The 19365-nt window shown below is 67.7% G+C and carries 17 protein-coding genes; 4 read left to right on the forward strand and 13 right to left on the reverse strand.

Features of this window, described 5'->3' with window-relative positions; all coding sequences use genetic code 11:
• Nucleotides 1-79 precede the first annotated feature (79 nt).
• From FHX72_RS08305 to FHX72_RS08365, 13 genes are all read right to left on the reverse strand, one after another.
• Nucleotides 80-1513 carry a M17 family metallopeptidase gene (locus tag FHX72_RS08305; RefSeq protein ID WP_183624337.1) on the reverse strand — a complete coding sequence of 478 codons (1434 nt, stop codon included), beginning with the start codon at nt 1511-1513 and terminating at the stop codon, nt 80-82.
• Nucleotides 1510-2742: a metal-dependent hydrolase family protein gene (locus tag FHX72_RS08310; protein ID WP_338110088.1), complete on the reverse strand. Its 1233-nt coding sequence runs from the start codon at nt 2740-2742 to the stop codon at nt 1510-1512. The genes FHX72_RS08305 and FHX72_RS08310 overlap by 4 nt, the downstream gene beginning before the upstream one ends.
• A complete protein-coding gene (locus tag FHX72_RS18910) occupies nt 2739-3215 on the reverse strand; it encodes a hypothetical protein (RefSeq protein ID WP_068494966.1) in 477 nt (158 codons plus the stop codon). The genes FHX72_RS08310 and FHX72_RS18910 overlap by 4 nt, the downstream gene beginning before the upstream one ends.
• Nucleotides 3212-4765, reverse strand: coding sequence for a helix-turn-helix domain-containing protein (locus FHX72_RS19650; protein WP_183624339.1), 1554 nt, complete (start codon nt 4763-4765; stop codon nt 3212-3214). The genes FHX72_RS18910 and FHX72_RS19650 overlap by 4 nt, the downstream gene beginning before the upstream one ends.
• Nucleotides 4762-5850 carry an S-methyl thiohydantoin desulfurase domain-containing protein gene (locus FHX72_RS08325; RefSeq protein ID WP_183624341.1) on the reverse strand — a complete coding sequence of 363 codons (1089 nt, stop codon included), beginning with the start codon at nt 5848-5850 and terminating at the stop codon, nt 4762-4764. The genes FHX72_RS19650 and FHX72_RS08325 overlap by 4 nt, the downstream gene beginning before the upstream one ends.
• Nucleotides 5847-7190, reverse strand: a complete 1344-nt coding sequence (locus FHX72_RS08330; RefSeq protein WP_068494970.1) for a hypothetical protein — start codon at nt 7188-7190, stop codon at nt 5847-5849. Before FHX72_RS08330 ends, FHX72_RS08325 begins: the two co-directional genes overlap by 4 nt.
• A 90-nt stretch (nt 7191-7280) precedes the next feature.
• Complete coding sequence (locus tag FHX72_RS08335; RefSeq protein ID WP_068494972.1) at nt 7281-8276, reverse strand: ABC transporter permease; 996 nt, start codon at nt 8274-8276, stop codon at nt 7281-7283.
• A 12-nt stretch (nt 8277-8288) separates the two neighbouring features.
• Nucleotides 8289-9791, reverse strand: a complete 1503-nt coding sequence (locus FHX72_RS08340; RefSeq protein ID WP_183624343.1) for an ATP-binding cassette domain-containing protein — start codon at nt 9789-9791, stop codon at nt 8289-8291.
• Nucleotides 9792-9867: 76 nt separating this feature from the next.
• Nucleotides 9868-10872 carry a sugar ABC transporter substrate-binding protein gene (locus tag FHX72_RS08345; protein ID WP_183624345.1) on the reverse strand — a complete coding sequence of 335 codons (1005 nt, stop codon included), beginning with the start codon at nt 10870-10872 and terminating at the stop codon, nt 9868-9870.
• Nucleotides 10873-10916: 44 nt separating this feature from the next.
• Entirely contained in the window at nt 10917-12611 is a 1695-nt protein-coding gene (locus tag FHX72_RS08350; protein WP_183624347.1) for a hydantoinase B/oxoprolinase family protein, read from the reverse strand.
• A gap of 3 nt (nt 12612-12614) precedes the next feature.
• Nucleotides 12615-14669, reverse strand: coding sequence for a hydantoinase/oxoprolinase family protein (locus FHX72_RS08355; protein ID WP_183624349.1), 2055 nt, complete (start codon nt 14667-14669; stop codon nt 12615-12617).
• A gap of 256 nt (nt 14670-14925) precedes the next feature.
• Nucleotides 14926-16077, reverse strand: coding sequence for a flavin-containing monooxygenase (locus tag FHX72_RS08360; RefSeq protein WP_338110089.1), 1152 nt, complete (start codon nt 16075-16077; stop codon nt 14926-14928).
• 7 nt (nt 16078-16084) lie between these two features.
• Nucleotides 16085-16594 carry a MarR family winged helix-turn-helix transcriptional regulator gene (locus FHX72_RS08365; protein WP_183624352.1) on the reverse strand — a complete coding sequence of 170 codons (510 nt, stop codon included), beginning with the start codon at nt 16592-16594 and terminating at the stop codon, nt 16085-16087.
• 96 nt (nt 16595-16690) lie between these two features.
• Between FHX72_RS08365 and FHX72_RS08370 the strand changes: the two genes are divergently transcribed.
• From FHX72_RS08370 to FHX72_RS08385, 4 genes are all read left to right on the forward strand, one after another.
• On the forward strand, nt 16691-17773 hold the full coding sequence (locus FHX72_RS08370; RefSeq protein WP_183624354.1) for an LLM class flavin-dependent oxidoreductase: 1083 nt from the start codon (nt 16691-16693) through the stop codon (nt 17771-17773).
• A complete protein-coding gene (locus FHX72_RS08375; RefSeq protein ID WP_183624356.1) occupies nt 17766-18521 on the forward strand; it encodes an NADPH-dependent F420 reductase in 756 nt (251 codons plus the stop codon). The genes FHX72_RS08370 and FHX72_RS08375 overlap by 8 nt, the downstream gene beginning before the upstream one ends.
• Nucleotides 18522-18578: 57 nt before the next feature.
• A complete protein-coding gene (locus FHX72_RS08380) occupies nt 18579-18944 on the forward strand; it encodes a DoxX family protein (RefSeq protein ID WP_183624358.1) in 366 nt (121 codons plus the stop codon).
• 180 nt (nt 18945-19124) lie between these two features.
• Nucleotides 19125-19307 (forward strand): antitoxin, encoded by a 183-nt coding sequence (locus tag FHX72_RS08385; RefSeq protein WP_160074100.1) that lies wholly within the window; start codon nt 19125-19127, stop codon nt 19305-19307.
• Nucleotides 19308-19365: the final 58 nt, after the last annotated feature.

Consider the following 19365-nt stretch of genomic DNA (forward strand, 5'->3'; position numbering starts at 1 on the left):
CGCCTGTCCCGGGTTCCAGATACGAGGAATCCACCCTTCATGAGCCCGCGAGGTCGCCCTGCCTCCGTGTGTCTGGGGGTCAGCGGCGACCTGCGCCGCCCCAAGCAATGAACTCGGTGAGCAAGCGCACGCCGAACCCGGTGCCGCCGCTTGCCGAGAAGGCATCCGCAGACGTTTTGAAGGCGGGCCCCGCCATGTCGATGTGCGCCCACGGGATACCGCCGACGAACTGGTGCAGGAACAACGCAGCAGTCGACACACGGGCCTCCGCCGTGCCGGGGAAGTTCTTATAGTCGGCAACGTCCGAACGAATCTGTTCCTCAAGCTCTGGCTGCAGCGGCATCCCCCAGACGAGGTCGCCCGATTGCTTGCCAGCATCGATCAGGAGTTCCGCGAGTCGCTCATCTGAAGCCACCATTGCGGCGTAGCGCGAGCCCAGTGCGTGGTTCGCGGCGTACGTCAAGGTCGCGAGATCGACGATGGCTGCCGGGCAGCTCTCTGCTGCCAGCGCAAGCGAATCCGCCAGAATGACGCGCCCCTCGAAGTCGGTGTTCAGGATCTCCAATGTGGACCCGTTGCGCAGGACGACGACGTCACCGGGGCGCACTGACCTCGGGCCCGGCATGTTCTCGACAAGCGCGATGACGGCGCGAAACGAGCTCCCGGGGGCGAACTGTGGGAGTACTGAGAACACGGCAACCAGGGCCGCCGCACCCGCCATGTCCGACTTCATGTCCATCAGTGCGTCGGGAGGCTTCAACGACAGCCCACCCGAGTCATAGGTGACTCCCTTGCCGACAAACGTGCATGTGGGCGATTCCTCGCCGAACGCCAGCTCAAGCAGCACGGGAGGGTTGTCCGCCCCCTTGCCGATCGCGGTGATTCCGCCGAAGCCCTGCGCCTCAAGCTCAGCCGCATCGCGACGGGCCACGTTTACCCCGAGAGGGAGCAGCAGCTCGGCGGCCAGATCAGCGAACCCCGTCGGCGTGAGGGCCGACGCAGGGAGGTTGACGAGATCGCGGGCGCCGGCGACGGCGTGTGCCAGAGCGAGCTCAAGGACCGGAGCCTGCATGGCAGTGCCATCAGGTCGCCTGACGCTGACTCCGAGGGTCGATGATAGGTGGGTCACGGCGTCCAGCATCTGGAACTCGTAGCCGCCCTCGGACGCCCCGGCGAGCACTGCCGAGCGGAGCGCGGCGGCCGGTGCCGTGCGCGGGTTGAGGAACGAATCCACATCAACCACCAGATCGACGGCTGCACGCTCCGGCGACCTCGCTGGCAGCGCACGGGAGATTCGTCGCGCACCGGCGCGCGCGGCCATGCGAAGATCGGCCGCGGTGCCGGATGCGCGGGAGCCCAGCCCCGTGAAGCAGACGACCTCGCCGTCCACGTCCTCGATTCGAGTCTGCCCTGGTCGAGCGACGAAGCCGTCGACCGACCGGGCACCGAACTTCGCACAGGCACCGGCATTGGAGTCGTCCGCCCAGACCCCCTGCAGGACAACCCGGTTCATTGAGACGCCGACGCCGTGATGGGGACACCGTCCAGGACGACGCGTGGCCGACGCTGTGACCACAGCAGCTCCGGCGTCTCCAACGGGTTCCCGTCGAAGATCAGCACGTCGCCGAATGCGCCAGCGCCGATGCGGCCGAGCCGTTCCTCCCGGAGCAGGGCCGCGTTGACGGACGTGAGGCTTCGCAGCAGCTCGAGCACGCCCGTGACGTCGCTCTGCAGTCGGAGCCCCTGCAGTTGCTCGCCTTCGAGATCACCCATGAGGTCGGAGCCGAACCCGACCGGCACGCCGGAGTTTTTGGCGAGCTCGATAGCGTGCTTCCCTTGCTCAAGCACCTCAGCATTCTTGCTCAGCCCGACTTCAGTCATCCCCAGCGATCGCCCGTGACGCGACATCGCGTCGTAGGTAACCAGCGTCGGGACGAGGTAGGCGCCGGCCTCGCGCATCGCCTCCGCGGTTGGCGGATCCAACAGGTTGCCGTGCTCGATCGAACGGACCCCGCCGCGCAGCGCGTGCTGGATGGAGTCGGGGGAGTACGCGTGCGCGGCCACGTAGGAGCCTCGGCGCCCAGCTTCCTCGGCGACGACCTGGATCTCTTCAAGCGAGTACTGGGGGATCTTAAGTGGGTCGGCGGGAGAAGTGACCCCGCCCGAAGCCATGATCTTGATGGCGTGCGCGCCCCCATGCATCCGTGTCCGGACGGCGAGGCGGAGCGCCTCGACCCCGTCGACGATCTCCAGGCCGGGCCCCGAGTGGAAGCAGAGCGTGTCGTCGGCCGCGGTCGGGTCACCGTGCCCACCCGTCTGGCTCAGGGCGGCGCCCGTGTAGTAGTACCGCGGTGACTCGATGAGGCCCTCCTCGATGCCTCGATGGAGGCCCGCATCGCCGCCCGCGACGTCGCGCACGGTCGTGAACCCCCGGTGCAGGGTGCGCCCGAGCCGCTGCTTCGCGACGAGCGCCACGTAGCTGAGCAGGCGCGTCTCGTTGGTGAGCAGCGTGAGTGACAAAGCGTACGCGTGCAGGTGCGCGTCGATGAAGCCCGGAGTGACCATGCCGCCCTTCGCGTCGAGCGTCGGCACGTCGCGCGATCCGGAGCCGACCGTCTGCTCGTCGACGATGATCCCATCCCTGATGAGCACATCCCGGGCCTCGAGCGTCTCTGAGGTGCCGTCGAACACGAGTCCGTTCCGGATGCGGAGCGACCCGCCTCGAGTAGCGAACCGCGTCACCGGGTCACCTCGGGGAACGCCTCTGCGCGGGCCCTCGCGACGGCCGCGGTCGCCCGCGCCGTGATGTCGAGCGCCACTGCCACCGACTCCGAGGTCAGGCTCCCTTCGCTGCCGAGGAAGTTGATGGAGCCGATCGTCTCGCCGTCGAGGACCACTGGCGTGTTCACGATCGCACCGCAGCCGAGGCTCTCGATGGTCTTCCAGTCGAAGAAGAACTCGCGCACCGCGTCGCGGTTTGCGCCCAGGAACGCCTGCTGCCCTTCCACGACCTGCGACTTCCAAAGCGGGGAGGTCTGCGAGGGATCCATGCGCTTGCGACCGCCAACAGCGTAGGTCTCAGGGTGCGTGGAGTACAGGCGGGACACTTCTGTGCCGTCCGGTGTGAGGGCGGTCACGGTGACGAGAATGCTCGAGAGTTTCGCCGTCGCCTCCCCTGCGGCAGCGGTGAGCGAGAGCTGTGTGGGTGCGGTCATTCGTGGGACTCCATTTCCTGATCGGTTTGGTCGTGAAGGGGGAAATTCTGCTCTGGGCCGTCGGCGACGATCGCTGCGAGAAGCAGGTGCACGGGCAGGACCAGCTCGGGGCGATCAAGGCTGACTCCGAGTTCGGCCGCGCGACGCAACCGCCCCTGCAGCGTGTTGCGGTGCACTCCGAGGCGGAGGGCGGCTGACGTGCCGGACCCCGCCGCGTCGAGGTAAGCAAGCACTGCACGCATGATCTCGTCTGCCTGCGGATCCGCGAGGAGGTCCGGGTAGCTGACCTCGGCGAGCGCCCTCGCATCCTCGCGAGTCAGCAGCCGACGAAGCAGCGGGACGCCGATGTTCTCTGCGTCGATGACCTCGCCGCTACGCGCGAGTCGCGAGGCGAGGTGCGCGCGCCGCAGCAGCGCAGATTTCTCGTCGACAGAACCCGACGCGAGCCCGACGGCAAGTCCAAGACGTCCCGCCCCGCCCGTACCGCCGGGAATTCCGGATTGCCCGGCCAGACCAGCGCGACCAGGCTGTCCAGTCAGGAGGCTGTCAAGGCTGCGGTGAAGCTTGGCGTCGCCGCGTTCGTGCGGCACAAACGCGAACCAGCCGCCGGACGCGCGCGCCAGGGGCAGTTTGGGGAACGCGGTCCGCCACCGCTGTGACACAACCGGCGCAAGGCGAGAGGCGGCCAGGTCATCATTGCCTTCGACCCGCAGCACGACAACTGTCAGGGACGCTGTGTCGCGGCTCCGCGCCTCGGAACGCGAGAAGGTCGTGGTGGACTCGGCCTCCAGCGAGGGGACCACGGGCGTGTCAGCCAGTTCGGCGAAGCTGAGGAGCGGCGCGGCCGCGTCGATGTCGGCGAGCTCCTGAGCCATGAGGAGTGAATGGATGGTCGCGGCGGCCCTGGCGAGCGCCTGGTCGGCGAACTCCTGCTGGCCGCGCGCGACGAAAGCGCGCAGCTCGCAGTCGGCCTCGCGGGCGTCCAGGACGCGCCGCACCTCGATGGAGTCTGCCGGTGGCTGTCCGGCGCCGAAGAGCTCGATGCCGCCGACTACAAGCTGAACGCCAGCGCCGCCGAACTCCGTAGCGAGCGCCTCGAGAGCGCGCTGCGGCGAAGCCGACTTGGCGACACGCGACTGCAGCGCATCCAGTCGGCTAAGGACGCCGGCTTCGAGTGCTCCCAGCTCCCTTGCGAGCGAGACCGCGGCCCGGTCGATCGCGGCGCTCGCGGTGAGGAGCGCGACGCCGAAGCGCCGAGCCAGCTCGATGATGGAGTCGGAGAACACCTGCTCCGAGACGATCACGGCGACAGCGTGGCGTTCCCAGGCGTAGCGGAGGGCTACCGAGACGACCCAACCGCCAAGCGCGAGCTCCTCGCCAAGCAACACGACGCTGTCGGGACCGACGCTGAGTACGTCGTCGACGTTGGTGATGATGATCACTTCGCGCACCGCCTGCGGGTGCTCCGGCAGATGATGTGGAGTGAGCTCGTCGCCCGCCTGTGATGCGAGGAGGTCGGTGAGGTTCACTCCTCGTCGTGGAACGATCACCGGCGCCCCCGTTCGCCAATACCGCGCACTGTGTGCGTGGTCATCGGGGCCAGCAGCGAGAGGCCTTCAGGCGTATACCACTGCTCGGCAGCAGGGAAGGAGACGAGGTCGAGCTTGTTGCCAACCCACAGATCCTCGAGGCTCGTCACGCCCGCGTCCTCGGGCCTGAGCATGGTGATAATGTCCGGGATGATCGCGTGCACGGCCCCGTCGACGAGCATCATGAGGATCTCGTTCTGGACCTCCAAGCGGATGATGCGCCCCTGCGCCTCGTCGACGAGCGTGACGCTCGAGGGGCGGTCAGGGAGGCCGGGCAGGGTGGGTCGGGATAGCCCCTCCACGGCGGTGACTCGGGCGCGGATGGCCTTCTTCATGCCAAGGAGTCTGGTCAGTTCTGCGTGCTTCTCATGGGTGAACTTGTCGGAGTCAAGGATCCGACCGATTTCGATGAGGCGGCTGATGCTGCCGACGACCCCGTGCTGCAGGAGCTGCGCCCCTGTGACCGGGTACGAGGCGGTTGCCGCCCATCCACCGAGCTCGGCGGCCAGCGCACGCACGATGCGTTCTGCGCGAGCGGGGGAGAGCACTTCGAGGACGGCGGTCTCGCCCGTCGGACCCGTGAGCCCGATAGGCCCTGCGTTGAGCCCGGCGAGCGCAAACGTCGTCTGATCGAGCAGGGGAAAGACGCGGCCCATGGGGTCCGCATCAACCAGAGGAAGACCCGTTCGGAGCGCGACGTACAGCGGCACGATCACGTTGATGCTCGCCGCGGCCAGTGGGAAGACGCCCTCGAGCGGCTGGCTCAGGTGTCCGGCGAGGAGCTCAAGCGCCGTCTCGAACTCGTCGCCGACCGGTATCATCTCCAAGGTCATGAGGCCTTTGTTCACGAACCCCAGCGACGCCGACATGGCGTCGCTGTCGAGTTCGTCTGGAGAGATGAGCAGCGGACGCCGGCCGGTGGCCGACATGGCGGCGAGCGCCAAGTCGCGGTACTGCAGCGTGCCGCCGTGGTCAATGGTGCACGCCACAAACAGCGCGCCGGTGCAGAGGTGGCGCACGTCGGCCTCATGCAACTCGCGCCTCACGCGCCAGCTCCCAGGCTTGGGACGGTGCCGGCAATCGGCGTGAGCGAGTCATCGTGCAGAGGCGACGCATCGACCCCTGGTTTCCCGGTGTGGGCGACGCCCCGAACGCGGATGCGCACCATGTGAGTTTCGCCATAGGCCGTGCTGAGCACGCGTGATTCGGCGATGCGCACGGCTGCCGGTTCGGCTCCCGCAGCCACGAGGTTGGCGCGGGCGACAGTTTCCCCGTGCTGCAGGGCCCGGGTCATGCCTGCCGCGTCCTGCGCAGTCGTCACGCTGTGGTGCCAGTAAGACATGGGCGCAACTGCGGCGCCCACCGCCACGAGGTCCTCGTCGGTGACCGCGGTCGGCGCGAGCCCGAAGGGCGCGAGCGCCCGCTCTCCTCCGGGCACAAGCACCGTTGCCGTCGGCGACGCTGAGCCGGCAAGCAGGACTTCCGTGAGAGGCACCACTCGGGCCGCGCTCGAGGCGAGGGATGCGCCGCCAGGGAGATCGGTGCGGTTCAGCATCGCCGGCAGTCCATCGATGAGTTCGCCGATCACCACGCCGTTCTCTCTTGCGATCACGATCCACCCCTCTGACCTGCCGACGAGCGTCGCCGCGCCGATGAGCGACACGGACGGCTGGGAACGAAACGAGTGAACGGGGGTGATGGGGAGTCGAGTGAGCGGCGTGCATCCACCGTCGTTGGTGGTCACAAACGCCCGCACGCTGTTGTCGGACAGGGTCGCCACGGCGTCGGCCAGCCCTGAGGCGAGAAGCTCGGCGCTCGTGAGGAGCAGTGAGTTGACGACGGCGGTGAACTCTCGCGAGAGCAGGCTGTCGCTGGAGAACGAACTCGACTCGACCACGCTCGCGACTGTGGACCTCGACCGGAAGGCCGCCGCCGTGCGGTGCTCGTGTTCGGCGTTGACCGGGGAGCCTGCGGCCGAGACGACGATCTGCGCACCGGTCGGCACCCGCTCGACGAGGCGATGCAGCTCTGCAGTGCTCAGCTCGACGAGCTCGTGACCGAGCGCGTTGTGGCCACCTCGCAGTGCCTCGACCTGCACGGGGATATCCTCCGCCGCCCAGAAATGCGAGCGGGGTTCGATCGGGGAGCGGGGTTCGATGAACACCGAGGTCACGTTCGCGCCAGCGTCGAGCGCCAGCACCTCGCTCACGTCGAACACCACGGAGGAGACCCGCTCACCACCGGCGTCCCGCAACTCGGCGATCGCGGCGGCGACGGCGGCCACGAATCCGAGCGGTGACCTTGTTCCTGCTGTGAGCAGGCGGCCGTCTCCGAGCATCCCAACCGCCGAGATTTCGTCCTCGGACACGCGAACGCCGATCCGCATGGTGCCTCCTCGCTTCTGTTCACTGCATCGTGCGCCAGACGCCGCCACCTGCGCCAGACTTCCGAGTTGACGCTCGGCGCGCTGTCGGGTCTATCCTCCCGCTCGCCGCGACTTCCGCGACAGCCACGCATCCGCGGCGACGGCGATGAGGATCAGCGCGCCCGTGACGACCTGCTGGTAGGTCGTGTCCCAGCGGAGCAGGTTGAAGCCGTTGCCGATGACCGTGAGGATGATCACGCCGACGACCGTTCGCCAGACGGCGCCCGCGCCGCCTAGGATGCTCGTGCCGCCGATCACGACAGCAGCGATGGCGGTGAGCTCCATCCCGGTTCCGAGCGACGGCTGCGCTGAGCCCGCCCTGGACGCCAGGACCATGCCGGCGGCCGCCGCGCAGACGCCGTTGATGGCGAACACGGAGATGTGGATGAGCGGCGTCCGCACGCCAGAGAGCCGGGCCGCCTCCTCGTTGCCGCCGACCGCGTAGATGCGTCGGCCGAAAGTGGTGCCCCAGAGGACGAAGCCGAGCACAAGTGCCGCGATCGCGAAGAGGATCGTTCCGCCAGAGATTCCGCCGAACACGGGCGTCGCCCAGACCCGGAAGCCCTCGAGCTGCTCTGCAGGGACGGCGAGGATCATCCCGCCCGTGAGCACCACGGCAAGCCCGCGGTAGATGATGCTGATTGCGAGGGAGCCGATGAAGGAGTTCACTCGGGTTGCCACGATCATCGTGCCAGTGAAGGTGCCGAGCAGGGCACCGACGAGCAGAGCAAGCGCGAAGCCCACGCCGACGCCGAACTGCGAGGTGAAGTACACGCCCGCGATGGCCGAGACGGCCAATGTTGCTGACGAGGAGAGGTCGAAGACGCCCGAGACAATACAGAGCGTAGCCCCGACCGCGAGCAGCCCTATGACGACGGCTTGGTCGAGGAGATTCACGATGTTCTGGCCAGTGAAGAACGTCGACGTCGAGAGGCTCAGGTAGACGATGATGGCGAGCAGGCCGCCGAGGATGCCGAAGTCTTTGAGGTCAATACGCTTGTGCAGCGGCCGCGTCTCAGTCTCGACGGGAACGGTGTCTGTGGTCACGGTGTTCAACTCCTAGAGAAAAGCGGCGGACATGATGTCCTCGCGGTCGGCGGGGCTCGTGAACTCGGCGGCGATGCGGCCGTGGCGCATAACGAGGATTCGATGCGCCAGCGCCATCACCTCTTCGAGCTCGGAGCTCACAACGATGACCGCTGTGCCGGCGGCGGCGAGGTCGAGGATGAGGTTGTGGATGTTGACCTTGGCGCCGATGTCGACACCTCGAGTCGGTTCGTCGATCAGGAACACCTTCGGGGGAGTCATGAGCCACTTCCCGAAGAGCGCCTTTTGCTGGTTGCCGCCGGAGAGAGCGCCGAGCGGCACGTTGCGCACGGTGCCGCGCACGTCGACGGTCGCGATGACGCGGTCGACCGCCTGCCGCTCCGCCCGGCGGCGCAAGATCCCGCCCGTCTGCCTGGATGCGAGCGACGGTAGGGCGATGTTCTCGACGGTGTCGCGGCGCAGCACGAGACCGGTCTCCTTCCGCGACTCGGGGACCAGCGCAAGACCTCGGTCGATCATCTGGCGGATGCTGCTGCGCTTGACCTCGGAACCGCCGACTTCGATCGTGCCTGCGGTGATCCGGTCGGCGCCGAACAGCGCCCTGAGCACCTCCGATCTGCCGCTGCCGACGAGTCCGGCCAGGCCGAGGATCTCGCCGCGTCGCACGTCCAGGGAAATGTCCGTGACCCGCGCGCTGCTCATGCCGGTGGCTCGAAGCACGACCGGTGCACCCGCCGGAACGGGGTCCGGGGTTCGCGAGAGCGCGGCGACCTCGCGCCCCACCATGAGGCGCACCAGCGTTTCGGTGGAGTGGCCAGCGGCGGGTTCCGTCGTGATCTGCGCACCGTCTCGGAGGACGGTGATGCGGTCGGCGATACCGAGGACCTCCTCAAGGAAATGCGAGACGATGACGATCGTCGTGCCCCTGGCTGCGAGCGCCCGGAGTACGGCGAGGAGCTGCTCCTTCTCGCCCTCGCCGAGCGCGGCCGTCGGCTCGTCCAGGCACAGCACTCGAGAGCCTCTGGCCAGGGCCTTCAGGATCTCAACCTGCTGCGCCTTGCCGAGCGGGAGCGACCCGACGAGCGCCGACGGGTCGAGCTCGAATCCCGACTCCTCGCAGAGCCGATCAAACTCGGCCAGGTCGGCGGCCCGCGTTGCGAAGCCGGCCGCGTTGGCCCAGCGCCCCAGGAAGACGTTCTCAAGCACTGTGCGCCTCGGGAGCAGCGCTAGCTCCTGGGCGATCAGCGAGACGCCGTGCGCGATGGAGTCCCGAGGGCTCGAGAGCCGGATGGGGGCGCCGTCGAACGTGAGCGTGCCGACGTCGGCGGGGATTGCACCGCCGAGGATCTTGAGGAGCGTCGACTTGCCCGCGCCGTTCTCGCCGAGGAGGCCGTGGATCTCGCCAGGCACGATCTCGAAGGTGACGTCGCGCAGTACGGAGACGCCGTTGTAGGACTTCCCGACTCCGTCGAGCCCGATTGTTGGTGTGCGGGGGAGTACCGCGGTGCTGTCCACAGCTGCTTCCTCTCGTGTCTGCGGTCATCGGACCTGGGGTGCCTGGCGGGGCGTGACGCCCCGCCAGGCGGCAGGGTCAGTCGTCGTAGGTCGACTCGAAGCCCTCGAGGTTTTCGGCGGTGCCGATGCCCTTGCCCGGGGCCAGGTCGGCCTCGTTGACGGCGACTTCGACCTCTTCACCGTTGTGCTTGCCGATGCCGAGTTCGGCCGCCGTGTACCCGTTCGTGTAGTTGTCCAGCGAGTACGTCGCGAACCAGTCGCCGTTCTTGACGGCCTCGATGGCCTGCCTGGACGAGCCATTGCCGACGAAGAGGACGTCGCTGTCGGCGCCAGCCGCGAGCTTCGCGCCGCCAACGGCCTGCGAGGAGCCGATGACCACGTCGACGTCCGGGTTGGCCGTGATGATGTCCTGGAACGCGGCCTGGCCTGCATCCGCCGTGTAGCCGCCCTCGACCTTGGCGACGACTTCAGCGCCGCCCTCGGTGAGGGTGTCGACCACTGCCTGCGTGCGGGCGTTGTCGAGGGCGAGGGTGCGGAACCCCTCCATGTACGCGACCTTGCAGGGGGCGGAGCCGGCCTCTTCACACGCGAGGAGCCCCATTTCGCCGAGCTTCTCGCCGTTGGTGACGGCCGGATCCACGATCGAGATGGCACCCTCGATCTGCGGTTCCACCATCTCGAAGTCGGGGCCGACCGCGGTGAACTCGACTACAACCGTGATCCCTGCCGCGATCGCCGACTCCAGCGGCTGCTGCACCGCGAGGTTGTCGTTCGCCTGGATGATGATGACGTCGTATTGGCCTGTCGTGACCGCGTCGGTGATCTGCTGGGCCTGCAGCTGTCCGTCGAAGTTCGAGTCCACGAACTCCGCGGTCGCGCCGAGTTCTTCCGCCGCGGCCTCGACCCCACCCCACGTGCCCTGGGCGAAGGAGTTCGCGGCTGCGAAGCCGAAGAACCCGATGTTCAGCGATTCCTCGCCACCACTGGCAGTGGCTTCGGGTGCAGCGCCGCTGCAGCCGGCGAGAACAGCGACCGAGGCAAGTGCGATGCCCGGGAGGAGGACGGCATTCCTAGTCTTCATGATGAGTGCTCTTTCTCTGGAAGGGAGTGAGTGTCGCTAGGGGATCAGGATGTGGGCTGGAAGCCGTAGTCGGCAGCGGCTCGTTCCGCCGAGATGAAGCCGTTCTCGACGTCGTAGCGAATGGCTTCTGGGTCGCGTTTGCTCGCGTCGCCGTACCCGCCACCACCGCCGACGGCGAGGCGCACGACGGTGCCCTTCTTCGCGGGCTCCGCGTTGAGCTTCAGCGTGCGCTTCTCCTCGATGGTGCCCGGGTTGATGACCACCTCAGGGCCCGTGGCGCCGCTGCCCTCGAAGAGCCCCCACGCGGGAGTCTTCGAACGCTCGAACCAGAGGCCGAAGACGCCGTCGGCGAGGAACTCGTACTCGCGCACGACGCCGTTCCCGCCGCGCCACTGACCGGCTCCACCGGAGTCGGGGCGGATGGAGTACTCGCGGATGCGGAACGGCCACTTCGTCTCGACCATCTCGATGGGGAAGTCCTGCAGGGAGCCGTTGACGTTGTTGATGAGCGCCGACTCGCCGTCCGCGCCGTTCCATGCACCCCAGCCGCCGAGGGTCGCCTCCATGGAGACCCACTCGCGCCCGACGCGTGGATCGAACCCGGCGCTCGTGATGATCATCGAGTCTCCATGGCTGGCGGCAGCGACCCGATCTGGGAGCGCAGGTGCCAGCGCGCGGGACACCATGTCGATGAGCATCCCGAGGTGGGAGAAGTACCACTGGCAGGCGGCCGGAGCGACCGCCCCGAGCACGGAGCCCTCGCGCACCGTGACGGTGAGCGGACGGAACGAGCCGCCGTTGGAGTTGCTCTCTGGGCTGACGAGGATCTTGTAGCCGACCCGCAGCGCGGAGATCGTCTGCGCAACGCCGCAGTTCACCGGGCCCTCCGTCTGGTCAGCCGACTCGGTGACATCGAACTCGATCTGGTTGCCTGACACCGTGACGACGAGCTTGATCGGGATCGGCACGTCCAGGTTGATGCCGTCGTTGTCGAGCACTCCCTCGGCCGAGTAGACCCCGTCGGGGATCTCCCGCACCCGCTCGAGCTCGAGCGCCTCCGTCTGGCGGAAGATCTCGTCCCGCGCCGTCTCGATGACCTCGATCCCGTACTTGCGCACCAGCTCCTGCATCCGCACGGCACCCATGCGCAGGGCCGCAACCATCGCGTGCATATCGCCGATGGTCTGGTACGGGAAGCGGGTGTTCGTCTGGATGAGCTCAACCACGTCGGTCTCGACCCCGGCCGACATCAGCTTCACTGGCCCCATGCGGAAGCCCTCCTGGAAGATGCTCGTCGAATCCATCGACGCACCCACGTCCTTGCCGCCGACGTCCATCCAGTGCGCGCGTGTCGCCGAGAACCCGACGAGGCTGCCGTCGACGAAGACTGGCGCGAAGATGGTGACGTCGTTGAGGTGCGTGCCGCCGATGTACGAGTCGTTGAGGATCCAGACGTCGTCTTCCTGCCAGACGTCGCGGCCGTACTTCTCCTCGACCGCCTTCGAGCACGTCTCGATGTTGCCGAGGAACAGCGGGAGCCCCGCCGACTGGCCGAGCACCGCGTGGTTCTTGTCGAGCAGTGCGACCACGCAGTCGCCACCCTCGTAGATGATCATCGAGTAGGCGGAGCGGATGAGCGTGGCGTTCATGTCTTCGGCCGCGCTCGTGAGGGCGTTGCGGATGATCTCCACGGTGACCGGGTCGACCGTGACGGGAGCGAAGGTTGTGGTGGAACTCATGGGTCAGTCCTCACTTTCGATGTCGAGGTTGGTAATGATGAGCGAGCCGTGTGCGTCGACGGAGACCTCGAAGCCCGGGGGCACGACGGTGGTGGCCGTCGCCTCGATGACGATCGCCGGTCCTGCGAAGGTGTGTCCGGCGAGGAGCTCATCGCGCTCCGTGACGAGGGTGTCGAGCTGCTGGCCGTCGAAGATGACCTGCCTGGTCTCGTGGGCAAACGACGGCGACTCGGCTTCCCCGATGTAGTACGTGGATGCGCCCTTCAGGCGCCCGACAACCCGGGTGCGCAGGGTGACGATCTCGAGCGGGGCGCCGAGCGTCGAGTGCCCGTACCTTGCCTCGTACGCCTGGGCGAAGCGCTCGCCGAGCGCGGCGAGGAACCCCTCCCGAACCGGCTCGTCTGCGGACTCGAGCGGAATGGTGAGGAAGTACTCCTGGCCGACATAGCGCACGTCCACCGCGTGCTCAGCGTGACGGTCGTCTGCGGGAATGCCCTCGCTCTCGAGCGAGTGCAGCGCCGTCGCCTCCACCTCGCGCAGCACCCGCGACATGTCCGTCGCGTCGACATCCTCGTCGAGGAAGTAGTACGGCTCCGTGAAGTCTCGGCGGATGTCGCCCTGCAGCATGCCCCACGCTGAGAAGGCGCCAGGGAAGCGTGGCACGACGGTCTCCCGAATGCCCAGCTCCTTCGCGAGGAAGACGGCGTGCATGGGGCCGGCACCGCCGAACGCGACGAGCGAGAAGTCGCGGGGCTCGATGCCGCGCGAGATGGTGATGGTGCGGATGGCCTGGGCCATCTGCGAGTTCGCGACGTTGCAGATCCCCTCTGCCATCTGGACGACGCTCAAGCCGAGCTCGCCTCCGACGGATTCGAGCGCCGCGTTGGCCGCATCACGGTCGAGGTTCATCTGCCCGCCGGCGAAGTTCTTCGCATCCACTCGCCCGAGGATGAAGTTGGCGTCGGTGACGGTCGGCTCGGTGCCGCCCCGGCCATAGCACGCCGGTCCAGGTTGGGCGCCGGCCGAACGCGGTCCCACGCGCAGTCCACCAGCCTCCACCCATGCCACCGAGCCGCCACCCGCGCCGATGGTGTGGATGTTGACGATGCTCATCAGCATGGGGAGGCCCTCGAGGGTCGCCTCAGTCGAGACATCCGGAACCCCGTCGACAACCAGCGACACATCGAAGGACGTGCCGCCCATGTCAACGCCGATGAGGTTCTTGTTGCCAACGATTTTGGCGAGCGCCTCGCCGCCGATGGCCCCGCCGACCGGGCCAGAGAGGAGCGTCTGCAGCGGTCGCTCGCGGGCGGAATTCGCCGTCAGGACGCCACCGGAGGACTGCATGATGTGGAGGGGAGCTTCGACGCCGCGGTCGCTGAGCTTCTCCTCGAGGTCAACGAGGTAGTTGCGAACGACGGGGCCCGTGTACGCCTCGATGACCGCGGACGAGGTGCGCTCGTATTCGCGCCACTCCTTGGCGGCTTCATGCGAGAGGGCCACGGTGAAGTCGGCGCCGAGCACCTCTCGGATGATCTCGCGGGTTCGGAGCTCGTGCGATGCGTTGCGGTAGCTGAAGAGGTAGGCGACGGCGACTGCTCCGTAGCCCTCTGCTTTCGCGCGTTCGGCTGCGCTGCGCACAGCGGCTTCGTCGAGCGGCTGGAGTTCGGTGCCGTCGTACTGGAAACGGCCAGCGATGCCGACGACGTCTTTGCGCTCGACGAGTGGTTCCGGCTTGTGGTACTGCGCATCGTAGAGGCGAGTGCGGGGGCCGCGGGCGATGTGGTACACGTCCTCGACGCCCTGCGTGGCCAACAGCAGCACCCGCACGCCGCGGCGTTCGAGGAACGCGTTGAGCCCCTGGGTCGTGCCGTGGACGAGGAAGTCGATGTCGGTCAGGTCGCCGACGATCGACTCCAGGCCGCTGAGCACACCCGTGCTGAGCTGGCCCGGTGTGGTTGAGGCCTTGGTTGCGCTGAACTCGCCGGTTTCCTCGTCGAACCGGACGATGTCAGTGAATGTTCCGCCGATGTCCATGGACACCCTGTAGCTGGTCATGTAGTGCGCCTTCCGCTGCGTGCGTCTGATTAGTTGAGAACTCTAGAAACGCGGATGCAGCGGGCGAGTGCAGGTTGTCACCCCGGAGCTGAAGATGCTGTGCAGGGTGCACTTCGGGTGGAACTGGGGCGGGGTTCGGGGGAAAAGTCCCGCGGAAACTGCTGGATGTGCGCACCGTCATCACGGTGCAAGCAGCATGTTTCGAGTTTGTAAGATCCTCGAAACCGGGCTTGCGCGCCGGGTGTGGGGTGTCGGACTACGGCTGGAGTGACTCGAGTCTGCTGTGCAGGTCCAGCTTCTCGATGGCCCGCACCGCATCACGCCCCGCACGGTTCGCGCCAACGGTCGACTGCGACGGCCCGAATCCGATGAGGTGGATGCGCGGCTCCTCGGCCACCTGCGTGCCCCGCATTGTGATCCCGCCGCGCTCGTTGCGCAGGCCCAGGCTCTCGAGGTGTGCCAGGTCGGCCCGGAACCCTGTCGCCCACAGGATCGCGTCGACCGGCGTGAACGACCCGTCGGCCTCCCGTACACCCTCCGGCTCGATCGACGTGAACATGGGGCGCCGCTCGAGCGCACCCCGGTCGCGGGCGGCGATCGCGTACGGCGACCAGCCGAGGCCCGTGTACGAGACAACGCTGCTCGCGGGCTCGCCCGCCTCGACGTCGGCCGTCACCCGCGCGATCGTGCTCCTGCCCTCGACCTCCGGGTTGAAGCCGCGCTCCAGGAACACCGGCTCGCGCCTCGTGTACCAGAACGTCTTCGCGTCGCGCGAGATCTCCTCGAGCTGCTGCACGGCCGAGATGCCGCCGCCCACGATCGCGACCCGCTGCCCGGCGAACTCATCCGCCGACACGTAGTCGCGCGTGTGCAGTCGTCGCCCCTCGAACGACTCCTGGCCCGGGATGCTCGGCAGTAGCGGGTTGTTCCAGGTTCCGGTCGCGTTGATGATCGCGCCGGCACGCCACGATCCGGCGCCATCCGTGCGCACCAGAAAGTCGCCCCGCGGGTCGGCGTCAACGCGAGCAACCTCGAGCACCCGCACCGGCCGGAGGATGGGTAGTGGATTTGCCTGCTCGAACTGGGCGAAGTACCGCGGTACCGCATCCCGACTCGGCTCGGCTTCGCTCCCCGGCGTGCGCGCTAACGTCGGCAGGTCGAAGATGCCGTTCACGGTTGCCATCGTCAGCGACTCCCAGCGGTGCTGCCATGCCCCGCCGGCCCGCGGGTTGGCGTCGAGCATGACGAAGGTGCGCTCGGCGTCCGGCGCATCAAGCGCGCTCGCGAAGCCCCGCCGCTGCAGGTGGAAGCCGGCCGAGAGTCCGGCCTGGCCTGCGCCGATCACGATGACCGTCGCGAAGTGCGCGGCGCCAGCCGGAATCTCGCTAGCAGCGATCTCGTCAGTCACGATCTCGTCAGTCAAGATCCGGGCCGCCCTCCGACTCGTCGAGTCCCAGGTGCCCACGAAGGGCATCCGTCAGTGACGCGACCTGGGCCAGCTGCTCGGGGGAAAGGGCATCGAGGAATAGCTCCTGGATCGCCTTGAGGTGCGGCACCGAGCCGCGCCGGAACGCCGTCGCGCCCTCGTCGGTGAGGCTCACAACGGAGCCCCGCGTGTCTTCTGGGCAGGGGTCGCGGCGCAGTAAGCCGCGCTTCTCCATGCGGCCGAGCTGGTGCGAGAGGCGGCTGCGCTCCCAGCCGATCGACGACGCGAGCTCGGACGAGCGCAGTGAGCGACCAGGCGCCTCGCGCAGGGCGAGCAGCACGCCGTAGTCGCCCGTCGACAGTGCCGACTCGCTCTGCATGCGGCTCGCCAGGCGGGAATTGAGCACGCTTGTGGTCTCGATGAACCCGCGCCAGACACGCAATTCCTCTGCACTGATCTGGGTGCGGGGGTTGATCTGGGTTCGCTGCTGCTTGCTCATGGGGTGCTCCGCTCACTTCGGCCCCCATCATGCCACGTGGTTGACATATCAACTACTCGGGCGCATGATTGACGCGTCAACTACCTGGAGGCCCTGATGAGCGAGAGAGATGCAGTAGGCGCAGTGGATGCAGCCCAGTTCGGATTCGAGATCGGCCTCAACTCGTTTGGCGACGTGCCGAACGTCAACGGTCAGCCTCTGTCGGACGCCGAGACCGTCCGTCTCCTCGTCGACGAGGCGCGCCTCGCCGAAAAGGAGGGCCTCGACGTGTTCAGCATCGGCGAGCACTACCGCGAGGGCTTCGTCGACTCCGCGACCCCCGTGATCCTCGCCGGCATCGCGACCGCAACCGAGCGCATCGGCCTTGGCTCGGCCGTCACCGTGCTCAGCACCAACGACCCCGTGCGCCTCTACAACGAGTTCTCCACCCTCGACGCCCTCTCGAACGGGCGTGCGCAGATGGTCGTGGGGCGCGCATCCCAAACCCAGTCGTTCCCGCTCTTCGGCTACGACATCGCCGACTACGAGCAGCTCTTCGAGGAGAAGCTCGACCTCTTCATGCAGCTGCAGCGCAGCGAGGCGGTGACCTGGTCGGGCACCGTGCGTGCGCCGCTGGTCAACCAGACGCTGCACCCGACCATGCGCCCGGGCGGCATCCCCACCTGGGTCGGCGTCGGCGGCAGCCCCGACTCGGTCGTGCGCGCCGCCCGTTACGGCCTGCCGCTCATGCTCGCCATCATCGGCGGGCAGCCCGAGCGCTTCGCCGGTCACGTCGACCTCTACGACCGCGCGCTCGAGAAGTTCGGGATGCCCGCAAACCGGGTCGGTCAGCACGCGCTTGGCCTCGTGGCCCAGACCGACGAGGACGCCGCCGAGATCTGGTGGGAGTCATGGAAGCCCATGGTCGAGATGATGGGCAAGGAGCGCGGCTTCTACCCGCCCACCAAGGACCGCTACCTCATGGAGCTCGAGACGGGCGCCCTGTTCGTCGGTTCGCCAGACACGGTCGCGAAGAAAATCGTGCGCATGGTCGACGCCCTCCGCATCAGCCGTTTCGACCTCAAGTACGACCTCATCGGCCTCTCGACGGATGCTCGCTCGCAGACCATCACCCTGCTCGGCACCGAGGTGGCGCCGCGGGTGCGCGCGCTGCTCGCGAAGGAGTCCATCAATGTCTGACGCCCAGTCCGCGGCGAACCTGCCGGCCGTGAGCCTCCCCACGATCGGGATCCTCGGCGCCGGCAAGGTCGGCACGGTGCTCGCGCGCCTCCTCATCGGCAGCGGCTACCGCGTGCTCATCGCCGGGTCCGGCGCACCGAGCAAGATCGACCTCATCATCGACGTGCTCGTGCCTGGCGCGACCACCGGAACGAGCGCCGAGGTCGCAGCGCAGGCTGACGTGGTCATCTTGGCGCTGCCCCTCGGCAAGGCCCTGCCGCTCGACGGCCGCGAGGCGATTCCCCGCGACGAACTCCGCGGCAAGCTCGTCATCGACGCCATGAACTACTGGTGGGAGATCGACGGCGTGCGTGACGACCTCAACGACCCGTTCACGGCGAGCAGTGAGCTGGTGCAGGAGGCCCTCGCCGAGTCCCGGGTTGTGAAGGCTTTCAACCACATGGGCTACCACGACCTCGACGAGGGGCCCGTGCCCGCCGGTACAGCGGGGCGTCGTGGCATCGGCATCACGGGCGACGATGAGGCCGCGCTTGCGGGTGCCGCCAAGCTCGTGGATGCGGCAGGCTTTGACCCCGTCTTCGTCGGCACCCTGCACGACAGCTTCCTCCTGCAGCCGGGCAGCGAGCTCTTCGGCGCCAACTTCTCGGCCGACGACGTGCGCGCGACCGCCGAGCGCTTCCCCGCGAGCGAGCGTGGCCTTGAGCTCGAAGCTCAGCGCGCCTCCGCGCTCGACGATGCCCGCGCCTGACCTCAGATCTTCAGCACCTCAACGATCCAGCACCTCACACCACCGAACGGAACCCCCATGATCATCGCCCTCTGGGTCATCAACATCCTCCTCGCCGTCGCCTTCCTGGGTGCAGGCGCCATGAAGCTCGCACGCTCGAAAGCCGCGCTGCAGGCCAACGGCATGGGCTACGTCGAGGACTACAGCGCCGGCGCCGTGAAGGCCATCGGGGCGGTCGAGATCCTGGGCGCGCTCGGCCTCATCCTGCCTCTGGCAACCGGCATCGCGACGGTCCTCACGCCCATCGCCGCGGCCGGGCTCGCCATCACGATGCTGCTCGCGGTCCTCGTGCACGCGCGCCGCAAGGAGAGCTTCACGCCAGCGCTGATCCTCATGCTCCTCGCAGTGGTCAGCACCGTGATCGGATTCCTCGTCGTCCTCTGATCGGGCCGCCCACCTCGCCCGCGTCGCGTGGATGCTCGCCTCGGGTGGGTGAGCACGGTACCAGCCGAGAGTCTCCGAGCCTGAGCCGCGCCAAGCTCCCGCACACCGCGCATCCACGTGGGGGTGCTCCACTGTTCTCGTGGCGCAATCGCGTCGATCCGACGAAGCGAAGGAGACCGGATGGTATTCGAGAACATCGGTGACAAGGCAGCGCAGGCGACGAACAGCGAACAGGGTGAGCAGTTCACCGACCACGCGTTCGACGCCGCCGGAGACCACGCCGACACGGCGATCGGCAACCAGCACGACGAGCACATCCAGAAGATGCGCGACGGAGCCGACGCGGCCGTCGGCACCGAGTAGCGGCACGTCCGCAAACGCCGAAGGCCCGCCCAGGTGGCGGGCCTTCGGCGTGCGCAGA

This window comes from Pseudoclavibacter helvolus (assembly GCF_014191305.1).
GTDB lineage: Bacteria > Actinomycetota > Actinomycetes > Actinomycetales > Microbacteriaceae > Pseudoclavibacter > Pseudoclavibacter helvolus.